Genomic DNA, 12,712 nt, shown 5'->3' on the forward strand with positions numbered 1-12,712 from the left:
ATTATCATCCTACTCGTTAGTATAAGTTAAATATCATTGGACCTGATGGAAATGATGTTAATAGGGCATAAAAAAACAACAAACTTAACAAAATATATCTCCACAAGGAATTACTATTAATTGTACTTACTAAAATTAAAGCCAAAAAATTTTCAAAGATTCTAGCGGAAAAATCAAGAGAAAAATAAGTAATTAAATAGAAGATCAACCCATAAATCGATAACTTAGAGATCCTATTTTTTCCCACTCCGACTAAATAAACAACTAAGAATAATGACCACCATATAAAAGCAGCACCTGAAGCGTCCTCAGGAGTTGAAAAAGAGTAGGAAGTTGCTCGTCTATCTCCCAAAAAGTCAGCAATAAATGGTAGGGATAAAGCAACTATTATAGAAAACAAAGAAAAAAACAACATTTTAAAATTAATTGATAGTTTTTTTAATGAGAGTTCATAAATATAAAATATAATAGAAAACCAAAAAGAAACATGTATAAATGGAGATAATAACAAAATATGTCTCCACTTCCCTTTTAATGAAAGACCTAATAGAAAAACTGATAATGCTAACCCTTGTCTTAAATGAACTATATTATTTTTCACCAGTTGATCTATAATAACAAAGAAAAAAACGCTTATTAATGAATACTGAGTCATTTTCCCCAATGCAAATAATGTGATAAAAACTGATACAAAAATAATAACTCTAACAGCTAAAACAGGTTCAAAAAGTAAGCCTAGTAAATAGTTAATGAATAACCATAAAGGTTCACTAACAATATAAAATGAAAAGTTTGTAATATTACTGAAAAGAATTAGTCCTCCATTGCTAACATAATTTAGATAATTATAATCATCTATTACTGTAGGGATTTCTCTTAATGATAAATAAAAAGAAATTGTTATTATTACTAAGAAGTAAAGATACATTCTTATTTTATTTTTGGGATTATCCACTTCTATGATCCCTTTCCTATTTATTATTATCCTCTAATTTTAGATAATCCTTATACCAGACATAACTCTTAACTATTTAACTATAAAAATCGTTAATATTGTAGATATAAACTCCAAACTAATAATTCTGGATTGGCGTTAGTATATTTCTTTAATCTTAACAACTTAACTTAAAATCCTATTTCCTTTGTTTTTCACGAGCCATTTGATAAACCTTAGCATAAGAAATCCCATAAAAAGAGTTTAATTTATCTCTAAAATTAGTTGGAGGTGTAAAACTATTATTAATATTGTACTTCTCCAAAAATAATGATAGGGATGCTAACCAAGAAATTATTTCGTCAATTTGATTAGTAGTAATAGTACTGGATTTTGGCCAAATCTTAATTAACTTTAAAAGTGCTTTTTCATTAAAAATACCTAAATTTAAAATTCTATCACTTGTCACTAATTTTGTAATAAAGTTATTTAAATCATTTCTTAGCCATAATCCATATTTATGATGAGTTTTCAAAGTAGTATTATTATCTATAACAGTGCTATTAAGCGATCTTCCTGTTCGAGCCCATGGCATTGATCCAACTTCATCAGGAAGTCCTTTTAGGATAATTTCATAAATCTTATCGTTTCTAACAGTAGGGTCAAGCCCCCACATAAATCCAAATGTTTTTGGATCAGTAAACAACTGGTAAACAGGGGTTTTTTCTGAGATATAGTTCATACACGCCTGAAGTTTCCTTCTCATATAATGCATTTCCTGTTCTATTTCCCTATACTGATATTCTTGCGTTCTCTTAATATATTTCTTATAACCATAAGCATCATCTAAGATACTTGAATAATTACTTCTTATAACTTCACTTTTTAATAAACCAAATTTATTTAAATTACCCGGTAATGTTTCCTTAACCCTTAGTAGATGCCTTCCAGAGTATTCAGCACGGCCAACACTATCGCCATAACTTCCTGCAATAATAGCGTCTATGCCTTTTACCTCACGAACTTGAGACATGGCGTGTAAATGTAATGGAGAAAATTCAGCACCAATTTTTGCAGCTGTATAGATATTGGCTTCTAATACTTCAGCATCTAATTTTAAATGGTTCCACTCCCAATTATATTTTTTGCAAATTTCACTTGCATATATTACATCTCTACTCTCTGTGACTCCCCATGTAAGTGCAACAACATCACCTTTAAACTCATTTGATAATTGTAATTCACGTAAAACACCTGCAACTATCCTACTATCTAATCCTCCGGATAATAAAATACCAATAGTATTCCTTTTGTCAATATATTTTAACATTTCATTTTTCAAATGTAGTTTTAATACCTTTGCAGCCTGTTCAATATCCAAATTACTATTTGAGTGATTTGGAATCTCCGAATACTCCCATATTCCAGAGTCACTAATTTTCCCCATCCATGGAGCACGTTTAACTCCATTAACTAGAGTTCTATTTGATAATAAAAAACTATTGCTAATAATTTCAATAATCCCAGCGGAATCGATTGTCCGTTGAGTCTGAGGAATTTCATTAATGATATTTTCTATATTCTTCGAAATTATTAATCTTGAGTTCTCCTCAAGATAATACGGATAATCCGTTCCTAAATGGTCATAATACCGAAATAGTTCATTTTTATGCTTTTCATCCATCTTGTAATATACGCTTGTCAACATTCTCCCCCCCAAATCGGGTAAAATAATAATACTAGTTATTTAAGTTCAATCAAAACAACAAATTTTGTAAGAAGTACATAAAATAATATTGACAGTTTTAAATCAATTTCTGTGATTTCCTTTATGATTAATAACTATTTTAATCGATTTACTATCCAGAGTTATACCCAATTCAAGACAGACTTTTATCTTAATCAGCAAAAATTACTTCATCATAATTTAACTCAAAAAGTTTAATTATGGCCCTAATATCATAGTTCTCAATGACTCTTTCTCGTGCTTGTGTATTTTTTTCTAAACCATTACTATGCAAATAGGAAAAATAACTTACTAATGAATCTGTTAAAGCAAGGGGATTTTTAGGTGGTATAGTTATTCCGGTATTTCCTAATATAATCTTCGAATCCCCTACATCAGTAACAACACAGTATAATTCACAAGCCATAGCCTCACCGATAGCATTTGAAAAACTTTCCCCCATAGATGATGAAATATAAATATCTGAAGATGATAATAATGCTGGGATATCGTTTCTTCTACCAAGTAAAATTATATTTTCCTTAAGGTTATACTGGTTTATTAAATCCTTCAATTCTATATTTGAATCGTCTAAATTAGTTCCTACCATAATCATTTTAAAGTGCCTATTTTGATTTCTTAATTCTTTTAATGCTTTGAACAAAGTATAATAGTCTTTTTGAATATTCCATCTACCAACAGTTATAATAACGATTTCCTTTTCACCTATACATAAATCTTGTCTAACTTTAGACCTCAATGCTAAGTCAAATTTAAATTTATTCAGTTCAAATCCATTTGGAATAATTTTCGACTTACAGGCAGAATATCCGGCCCTTAAATGATTTTCTAATGCCCTGTTTGAGTTATAAGTTACTCTGTTAACGTATTTAGATAATATAGAGTTCAGTTTTACAATTTTTAAAACTGTAGATGTGTTTGCATCTTTATCTAAATTACTATGTCTAATATTCCAAATGAGTTTCTTTTTTAATAAAATCTTGGAGATTATTAATCCAAAAATATCCGCATGATAAAGCCAAGTATCAACAATATCAAACTCTTTGCAAATATTTCTAGCCTTTATTAAAGAAGTAAAGAGGTTCTTTTTGTTTAAATTTAATGAGTGTAATTTTATGCCCTCGGCCTTTATCTTTTCACCCATAATACCTTCATCCTTCAAAGAGATTACTTCATGATAATACTTATCTTTATCAGAGTACTTCAAGAGCTTTAAAAGCATATTTTCAGCTCCGCCACTTCCCAACCCTGAAATTATATGAATAATTTTCTTCATAGTGAAAACCTCAATCACTCTATAGATTCTTTTTATACCAGCTTATTGCTGCTACAATTCCTCTTTCAAAACTCCACTCAGGATTGTATCCTAACATATCTTTTGCTTTACTAATATCAGCATTACTATGCTTAATATCACCTTTACGATCAGGTCCAAATATCGGCTGAATATCTTTTCCTAATGCATTCAACAAATGAGTATAGATATCAATCAAAAACTCTCTCCCACCATAAGCAATATTATAGGCCTGTCCTGCTGCTTCATGAGATGCTTTACAAGCTTTCAAGTTAGCCTCAATCACATTCTCGATGTAAGTAAAATCTCTACTCTGCTTTCCATCACCATTAATAGTTGGTTGCTCATCATTTAGTAACTGTTTAATGAATTTTGGAATTACTGCTGCATAAGCACCATTAGGATCTTGTCTTCTACCAAACACATTAAAATAACGCATACCATAAGTATCAAGTCCATATAATTTTGTATAAAGTTTTCCATACTCTTCATCTACTTTTTTGGTAAGTGCGTAAGGTGATAATACATTGCCCTCTCTTCCTTCTTTTTTTGGAAGATTTGGCTCGTCGCCATACACTGAAGAACTTGAAGCATAGACAAATTTCTTTACACCTGTTTGTCTTGCTGCTTCCATCATATTTAGTGTACCTTTTATGTTTACTTCTTCATAAAACAAAGGCATCTCAATACTTCTTGGAACGCTCCCCCATGCAGCTTGATTTAAAACATAATCGATTCCCTCACAAGCTTTTATGCATGTGTCAAGATCACGAATATCTCCTTCGATAAATTCGTAATTAGGGTTGCCTAAAAACTCTTCTACATTTTCTTTTTTTCCAGTTGAAAAATTATCTAGCCCTCTAACTTTATAGCCTAGTTTAAGTATGGCTTCTACTAAATTGGAACCAATAAAACCTGCTGAGCCAGTTACTAAGAATTTACTACCTTCTGGAAACTTAATATTTTCATATCCCATTTTTACAACCTCCAATATACAAACCCAGTATCCTCTGCTTCTTTTCTATTAAATATTCCTTTAAGGTCCATTAGTACGCAATCTTTTCTATCAATATCTATATCGAACTCAGATGTTGCTGCTACTTCATTCATAGCTTCTAAATTTACATATCCAGTTGGCCCAAACATCATTTTTACATCTTCCAATTGAATAGATTTAAATTCATCGTGTGGAACTGCAAAGATTACTGCATCCATCTCTTTTATTTCTTCTACTTCACAAAGATTAATTCTATATTCATGCCATAAATCTTCTTTGTCTGCTTGAGGATCTACAACTTTGACATCTATTCCGTATTCTTCCAATTCCTTAATTACATCTACTACTTTTGTATTTCGAACATCCGGACAGTTCTCTTTAAACGTAACACCAAATATAGCTACTTTCGCACCATTTATTTGTTTATTCGCTTTAATCATTTTCTTTACTGTACTTTCAGCAACATATTTACCCATATCATCATTTATTTTTCTTCCTGAAAGAATGATTTGGGAATGGTACCCCATTTGCTCTGCTTTATATGTTAGATAGTATGGATCAACCCCTATACAGTGACCACCAACTAATCCCGGAGAGAAATTAAGGAAGTTCCATTTCGTTCCAGCTGCTTCAAGTACTGCTTTTGTATCAATTCCCATTTTATTAAATATGATAGAAAGTTCATTCATGAAAGCAATATTAATATCACGTTGTGAATTCTCTATGACCTTTGCAGCCTCAGCCACTTTAATACTTGCCGCTTTATGCACACCCGCTTCAACGACCAATTCATATACTTTTGCAGCAATATCTAAGGTTTCTTCATCTTGGCCTGCTACAACTTTTATAATTGTTTCTAATCTATGAACTTTATCACCAGGGTTAATTCTTTCTGGTGAATAACCAACTTTAAAGTCTACACCGCACTTTAATCCTGATTCTTTTTCTAAAATTGGTACACAAATATCTTCAGTTACACCAGGGTAAACTGTAGATTCAAAAACAACTATTGAACCCTTTGTCAAATTTCTACCTAACGTACGACTTGCAGATTCTACCGGTGTCAAATCAGGTGTATGATCATCTTTTACAGGTGTAGGCACTGCAACAATATGAAACTTTGCTTCTCTAAGTCTTGCTTCATCTGAAGTAAAATCGACTGTTGTATTTTTGATTACTTCATTTCCCACTTCTTTTGTAGGATCTACACCATTCTTATAAAGTTCAATTTTTTGTTTGTTTACATCAAAGCCAATCACATCAGCTTTCTTTGCAAAAGCAACAGCGATTGGCATACCTACATAGCCAAGTCCTACTAATGAAATTTTCTCTTCCCTATTAACAATCTTCTCATATAAGTTCATATTGAATTCTCCTTTGTTTATAAACCCATTGTCTGGATAATTGTTTGGTTAACAACCTTAACATCATATTTTTCTCTAGCAATCTTCGCGCTTTCTTGCCCCATTTTTTTGCAAATCTCACGATTAGATATCAAGTATTCCATCTTATTTGTTAACCCTTTGATGTCCTTGACCTTTACTAAATATCCATTTAATCCTTCAATAACTGTCTCCCTACAACCGGGAGCATCACTCGTAATGATTGACCTCCCCATTGCCATGGCTTCTAATACCGTTTTGGGCGTACCTTCATGATAAGATGGTAATACATAGGTACTACATTGAGATATAAATGGTCTCACATCACTTTGTTCCCCAAAATATTCAATAACACCATTTTCTATATAAGGTTTCAACTCATCTGGTTTTAAGGCAGAAGGATTACTGTCATATGGCCCTACTAGCAAACAACGAACCTTAGGGTGTTTATCTTTAATTTCTTTACATGCTTCTAAGTATTCCATTATCCCTTTATCTTTAATAAGTCTACCAATATATAGAAATGCCGGATCTTTTGGGAATTGTGTTGGTTTGAATCTTTCAAGATCAACACCCGAGCCATTAATTATAACCGTCTTTTTGTCTTTTACTAATCCATTTTGAATAAACTCATTTTTATCATCTTGATTCTGAAAAAATACTTTCTTGCTACATTTACAAGCAGCCCAGTATTCTACTTTCATTATTGTTTTTACAATTTTGTTTTTAAAACCTTCTCCCCTAAATATCGATCCAAGTCCAGCTATTAAAGGGTATACTTCTGAAACACCATTTAATCTTGCAGCTATACTTCCATAAACAACCGTTTTTGCTTGGTATGCGAACACTTTATCAGGTCTTTCTTTCTTCATGAATGTATAAAGTAACCTTAAAGTCTTTAAATCTTTGAGTGGATTCATACCATTCCGTTCAACATATAGCTGCCTATAATCAATATTATATTCTTCGAATTTTTTCTTCCATTCCGCTTCAGGCTCAGAGCCTAAAGCAATAACGGTATGACCATTTTCTATAAAGTCTTTCATCATATCCATACGAAACCAAAACAATGATGATGTATGGCTTGAAAGTATAGCTATTTTCATATCAATGCTCCTACTCATTTTAGCTAATTTCTATTCTTCTCTAGGTACTCTTGGACTTCTATTTGTATTCCCTTTTCAAGAGTCATGGGATTATAACCGAAGTCACTAGTTGCATTGTCGTGGGAATAGTTTCTGTCTTCTCCCATTCTCTGAACTCGTTCTATATAATCGATTCTGCCTAACGTCAGAGTTTTAATAACTCTTGCCATTAGTACACCTAAACTTAATGGTACGCTGATGAAGACAGTTTTTTTATTGAGTTCTTTGCTTATTAACTTGAAAGCATCTATCATTCTAATAGGCCTTTCGCCAGATAGATCATAAGCGTATCCTAACTCTACTGGAGACATTAAAACAGTAAAAAATGCCTTCCCTAAATCTCTAGCATTCACAGGTTGAATGAAACTATTTCCCCCGTTGATTACAGGCATGACTCTAAGTTTATCTATCATCTTAATAAACTTACTCATATTTCTATCACAGAGATCTCCATATATCATGGAAGGCCTCAAAATAGTAATTTTTGTCAGACATTTAGTATCGCTTTTTAGCTCTTTAATCTTTTGTTCTATTTTTTTATATCCTTCTGAGGCATACTTAAATTCAGAATAAATTCCTGTGGTGTGTACTAATATTGCCCGTTTCACTTTATTCTTAATAGCAGATTGCACTATCATTGGTGAATGGTGAATATTATAGATGTGCATTATCATATCAACACCATTCATCACACTATCGATAAAGTCTGGGTCATCTAAATCTCCTACAACCTTTTCTATATTTAAGCCGCTGTTATCCAATAAAGAAGTATCGGATGTTTCCCTAACAATACAGCGAATAGAACCTTCATATTGATTATTAATAAGTTCTTGTAAAAAGTATTTTCCCGTATGACCAGTGATTCCAGTGACTAAAAGCATTTCAACACCTCTATTACTCTATTTACTTTCATGAAGTTTCTGTCTCCTTAGTACTGGCAACTTCCTTCTTAACTCCGGTTCCACCTTCAACAACCCCGTCACTTTTCACTACACTAACGATGGTTCCGAAGAAGCACTTTACATCCATCCAGAGGCTAATCTTCTCAACGTACTCCCCATCTAACTTCGCTTTCACTTCAATAGGGAGTTCATCTCTACCATTAATCTGTGCCCAACCAGTTAATCCAGGTGGCACATCATTAGCACCATATTTATCTCGTTCTGCGATCAGGTCGTACTGATTCCATAGTGCTGGTCTTGGCCCAATAATACTCATCTGTCCCACAAAAATATTCCAAATCTGTGGAAGTTCATCAAGTGAGGTTTTTCTCAGAAATTTACCCATCTTTGTGATATACTGTTCTGGATTACTTAATAAGTGAGTTGGAGTGTCCTTCGGTGTATCGATTCTCATGGTACGAAATTTCAATATATTGAAATGTGTTTTGTTAATTCCTACACGCTTTTGCTTAAACAGAACCGGCCCTCTTGAATCAATCTTAATAGCAATAATTAGAATTAAAAAAATGGGAGATAAAACAATAAGTCCAATTAAAGAAAGAATGATATCTATCAATCTTTTAACCTTCATATACATACAGATACACTCCTTAAACTTTGTTCTTTAGTAGATTAGGACTTAATTAGAGGCTCTTTTCCTCTAACCAACTACTAAACCACTAAATCGTTATTTCTATCTGATAGCCACCTCGGATATTATATTCAATATGAGAAATAGATGAAAAAATCAATATATAGTATGTTTTACCGAATTTAATTAAATTTTAATACTACATATTGTGTTTTCTTATCAAATTCCAATACTCACCTCGTAAATATTATTCAATATGAGAAATAGATGAAAAAATCAACATATAGTATGTTTTGTCGTTATAAAATGAATTTTAATACTATATATTGCGTATTGTTATCATATTACGATACTCACCTCGTAATATCTATTCAATCTACCAACCAAATACAAAATAGATATTCACTCCATAATCACTTCAAACCGAGTTTCTTCCTATTATATATACCATTCAATCAATCTATAAATCTCACTAAAAACGACTCAAACCCTTATTCCACAAGGCTTTAGGCATCTTATCTGATTACGATAGTCAGTTCCAAATACACATTCAATCAAATACATTTTTCCGAATTCTTAGGAACATAGGAACAAATCCTTCAAAACGACGTATTTTCAACGTTTCTAGCTGTTCCTATCTTTTTATGATAAGAACGTAAGCAAATCGTATTATGCTTTCATTCTTTTACACACGTCTCAATCTCCAATCAAAATGTTATGCGATTTTACGTACCACTCATACCACTAATCCCGAGAAGTCTCCAAAGCTTTTGAGGTGGTCGACGTACTTTATCTTCCACCCTTTTTACCTTTTCCTTGTTCAAGCTGCTTCTGTGTAACCTTCACATGCTCAATAAAGTCTCTCTCAACTTGCGTTAATTGATCTTTGCTACGTTCTTTATATTTTTGGTACTCCAATTCTGCTTTGATCTTTGCCTTTTCGCGGCTAATTTTCCCTGCATGATTTAGCAATTCACTACCACTCATTTTAATAAAGTCATCTAATTTCTCTATCCAGTCCTTCATATACATAGGTCTTTGTCTAATTGCCTGTAGCTCAGCAAATTCTAAGTAAGCAGTTACTAATCTATTTAAAATCTTTATCTCATCTTCACTTAAATAATTCTTGGCAATTGAAGCATCCGCTTTTCTTAAACTCTTGCCATCAAAAGATGTCATGCCCATGAATTCCTTGTCTGCATCGGCACGCAAATAAACAATTTCTGCAGCTGTGTGACCATGAGCTGCAAAATGCATTTTATTCTGTACTATTTGGAAAAACTCTGTTGATTCGGATGCTCTTGGGTCATAATCAATACTTGTTGCATAAATATCAAGTATTTGTCGATATAAGACTTTCTCACTCGAACGAATATCTCTAATGCGTTCTAGAAGCTCCTGAAAATAATTGCCCCCTCCTGCATTCTTAAGAAGGTCGTCATTCATAGCAAAACCTTTTTTCAAATACTCTTTTAAGATACGGTTTGCCCAGATACGAAATTGTGTACCCCGTAGCGACTTTACCCGATAACCGACTGAAATTATAACATCAAGGTTATAATAGTCAACGTGATAGGTTTTACCATCAGCTGCAGTTGTTGCAAAATTTGCAACAACTGAATCACGTTCAAGCTCGCCTTCAGTAAAGATATTTTTTATATGTCGCGAGATTGTAGACTTATCCCTCTGAAACAGATCTGCCATTTGATTTATTGAAAGCCATACGGTATCACCATTAAAATTTGTTTCTATTTTAGTTAAACCATCTTCGGTCTGATACATAATTATTCTTGAATCCATCAGATCACCTACTTAATATAGATTGATTAACTTTCCGGTTTCTATCTACCATACATATTCACGTCTTAAACCACAATCAATCATCCCATTCAATATATATTTTTAACCCAACAAATTTGTGTTAATTGTGATTGAATGGTAATACCTTTACCCTTTCTATACGCTTAATTACACGTTAAAAGGCACCTCAAACCCTTGGTAAAAACTAGCATTCTATAACTATATCTTAATATCTTTCTCGTTTCCCACCCCCCATCCAATCACAAAAACGGAACACCACCATTTTCATCTCTATCATCACTCTGAAAATCACTAAACCGAACTCTCCCATCAACATATGTGACATCCCCTTGTTCCGAACAAATTTCTTCACCATAATTTCGCAAATACTGATCAAAAACGACATCTGTATGTTCAATACCTTCTAAAACTAAATATCTCTCATATAACCTCTCCAACTGCAAAACATTCACACGACAGACATCCCGTTCAGCCTTTTCTATTACACCCAACAAAGACGGAACAGCAATAGCCGTTAGGATTCCTAAAATAGTAAGAACCGCCATTACTTCGATCAAGGTAAAGCCTTTATTTTTCGAATCAAAGGAAATCATTTTCTTTTTATAAGCCCTCAAACTCATATTTAATACCCCACTTTTGCAATCAAACCCCAAAAAAACAACAGCCGCAAGGCTGAGGCTCCCCTATCCTCCAATTAATACACAAACCCTTTTCCCAAACAAAAAAACAGCTAGTTGGTCAGGTATCCCCCAAACCAACTAACCCCTACAAAACAACCTTATCCCTCTCCAAAATTCCCTTCAAATAATGCAAGATGTCTTCCCTCAAGTCCCCTCGCTCCAAAGCAAACTCAATCTGCGCACGAATAAACCCAAACTTATCCCCCACATCATGCCTCACACCCTCAAACTCATAAGCCACAACCATCTGCTTCTCATTCAACGTCTTCAACGCATCCGTCAACTGAATCTCCCCACCAGCCCCAGGAGTTTGACTATCAAGAAGATCGAAGATCTCAGGTCTCAATATATAGCGACCCATAATAGCATAATTAGAAGGAGCCTCATCTTTCCTCGGCTTCTCCACCAAATCCTCAACATGAAAACAATTCCGATCAATCTCACCATTTTTCATAGCAATAATCCCATACTTAGAAACATCTTCATCTGCAACCCGCTGCACCCCAATCACAGACGAATTATATCTCTCATACACATCTATCAACTGCCCCAAACAAGGATTCGCCGGCGAATGCACAATATCATCCCCGAGCAACACAGCAAACGGCTCATCCCCAATAAACCTCTTGGCACAGCCAATCGCGTGCCCTAACCCGAGTGGTTCCTTCTGTCGAATATAATGAATGTTAGCTAATGAAGAAATTGCTTGAACTTCCTTCAAAACATCCCACTTTTCTTTCTTAGCCAATGTCTCTTCCAATTCATAAGACTTATCAAAATGATCCTCTATCGCTCTTTTCCCTCTACCCGACACGATGATAATATCCTCGATCCCAGAGGCCACCGCTTCCTCGATAATGTATTGAATCGTCGGCTTATCTACAATCGGCAACATTTCCTTTGGTTGAGCTTTCGTAGCCGGTAAGAAGCGAGTTCCCAATCCTGCAGCAGGTATGATCGCTTTTCGTACTTTTTTCAAACCCCTCACCCCATTTTTAACTTTTTGCAATTGAATTCATATGTCTTTTCCTGTATCAGTTAACAAATGTGCAATAAATGTACTTAAAAGAGGCTCACAGTAGAATCGTAAGATTCTCCCAAAGAAGATCCATAACAGAATCGCAAGATTCTCCCAAAAAAGATCACAACAGAATCGCAAGATTCTCCCAAAAAAAGATC

General features: G+C 33.6%; 11 protein-coding genes. All 11 read right to left on the reverse strand.

Features of this window, described 5'->3' with window-relative positions; genetic code table 11:
* Positions 1-16 precede the first annotated feature (16 nt).
* The 11 genes from HHK01_RS08145 to galU all read right to left on the reverse strand — a co-directional run bounded on the left by HHK01_RS08145 (position 17) and on the right by galU (position 12,512).
* Positions 17-955 (reverse strand): EpsG family protein, encoded by a 939-nt coding sequence (locus HHK01_RS08145; protein ID WP_170007319.1) that lies wholly within the window; start codon positions 953-955, stop codon positions 17-19.
* A 178-nt stretch (positions 956-1,133) separates the two neighbouring features.
* A complete protein-coding gene (locus HHK01_RS08150) occupies positions 1,134-2,618 on the reverse strand; it encodes an asparagine synthase-related protein (protein WP_228027519.1) in 1,485 nt (494 codons plus the stop codon).
* 214 nt (positions 2,619-2,832) lie between these two features.
* A complete protein-coding gene (locus HHK01_RS08155; protein ID WP_170007321.1) occupies positions 2,833-3,957 on the reverse strand; it encodes a glycosyltransferase in 1,125 nt (374 codons plus the stop codon).
* A gap of 19 nt (positions 3,958-3,976) precedes the next feature.
* Entirely contained in the window at positions 3,977-4,951 is a 975-nt protein-coding gene (locus HHK01_RS08160; RefSeq protein WP_170007322.1) for an SDR family oxidoreductase, read from the reverse strand.
* 2 nt (positions 4,952-4,953) lie between these two features.
* Positions 4,954-6,336, reverse strand: a complete 1,383-nt coding sequence (locus HHK01_RS08165; protein ID WP_170007323.1) for a nucleotide sugar dehydrogenase — start codon at positions 6,334-6,336, stop codon at positions 4,954-4,956.
* Positions 6,337-6,353: 17 nt separating this feature from the next.
* A complete protein-coding gene (locus HHK01_RS08170; protein ID WP_170007324.1) occupies positions 6,354-7,460 on the reverse strand; it encodes a glycosyltransferase family 4 protein in 1,107 nt (368 codons plus the stop codon).
* Between the two features lie 23 nt (positions 7,461-7,483).
* Positions 7,484-8,380, reverse strand: coding sequence for an SDR family oxidoreductase (locus HHK01_RS08175; RefSeq protein ID WP_170007325.1), 897 nt, complete (start codon positions 8,378-8,380; stop codon positions 7,484-7,486).
* 28 nt (positions 8,381-8,408) lie between these two features.
* The gene (locus HHK01_RS08180) at positions 8,409-9,038 is read right to left on the reverse strand and encodes a sugar transferase (protein ID WP_170007326.1); all 630 of its coding nucleotides are present in this window, start codon (positions 9,036-9,038) and stop codon (positions 8,409-8,411) included.
* Between the two features lie 783 nt (positions 9,039-9,821).
* Positions 9,822-10,832 (reverse strand): virulence RhuM family protein, encoded by a 1,011-nt coding sequence (locus HHK01_RS08185; protein WP_170007327.1) that lies wholly within the window; start codon positions 10,830-10,832, stop codon positions 9,822-9,824.
* A 260-nt stretch (positions 10,833-11,092) separates the two neighbouring features.
* Positions 11,093-11,473: a type IV pilin protein gene (locus tag HHK01_RS08190; protein WP_228027520.1), complete on the reverse strand. Its 381-nt coding sequence runs from the start codon at positions 11,471-11,473 to the stop codon at positions 11,093-11,095.
* 145 nt (positions 11,474-11,618) lie between these two features.
* Positions 11,619-12,512 carry a UTP--glucose-1-phosphate uridylyltransferase GalU gene (gene galU / locus HHK01_RS08195; RefSeq protein WP_170007328.1) on the reverse strand — a complete coding sequence of 298 codons (894 nt, stop codon included), beginning with the start codon at positions 12,510-12,512 and terminating at the stop codon, positions 11,619-11,621.
* Positions 12,513-12,712: the final 200 nt, after the last annotated feature.

This window comes from Bacillus fonticola (assembly GCF_012955605.1).
GTDB classification, from domain to species: domain Bacteria; phylum Bacillota; class Bacilli; order Bacillales; family JC228; genus Bacillus_CG; species Bacillus_CG fonticola.

What these genes read in the sequence shown, in the direction of transcription:
- HHK01_RS08160 (WP_170007322.1), bottom strand. Translation starts at nt 4,951, where the DNA reads ATGGGATATGAAAATATTAAGTTTCCAGAAGGTAGTAAATTCTTAGTA.
- HHK01_RS08165 (WP_170007323.1), bottom strand. Translation starts at nt 6,336, where the DNA reads ATGAACTTATATGAGAAGATTGTTAATAGGGAAGAGAAAATTTCATTA.
- HHK01_RS08170 (WP_170007324.1), bottom strand. Translation starts at nt 7,460, where the DNA reads ATGAAAATAGCTATACTTTCAAGCCATACATCATCATTGTTTTGGTTT.
- HHK01_RS08175 (WP_170007325.1), bottom strand. Translation starts at nt 8,380, where the DNA reads ATGCTTTTAGTCACTGGAATCACTGGTCATACGGGAAAATACTTTTTA.
- HHK01_RS08190 (WP_228027520.1), bottom strand. Translation starts at nt 11,473, where the DNA reads ATGAGTTTGAGGGCTTATAAAAAGAAAATGATTTCCTTTGATTCGAAA.
- HHK01_RS08155 (WP_170007321.1), bottom strand. Translation starts at nt 3,957, where the DNA reads ATGAAGAAAATTATTCATATAATTTCAGGGTTGGGAAGTGGCGGAGCT.
- HHK01_RS08180 (WP_170007326.1), bottom strand. Translation starts at nt 9,038, where the DNA reads ATGTATATGAAGGTTAAAAGATTGATAGATATCATTCTTTCTTTAATT.
- HHK01_RS08185 (WP_170007327.1), bottom strand. Translation starts at nt 10,832, where the DNA reads ATGGATTCAAGAATAATTATGTATCAGACCGAAGATGGTTTAACTAAA.
- HHK01_RS08150 (WP_228027519.1), bottom strand. Translation starts at nt 2,618, where the DNA reads ATGGATGAAAAGCATAAAAATGAACTATTTCGGTATTATGACCATTTA.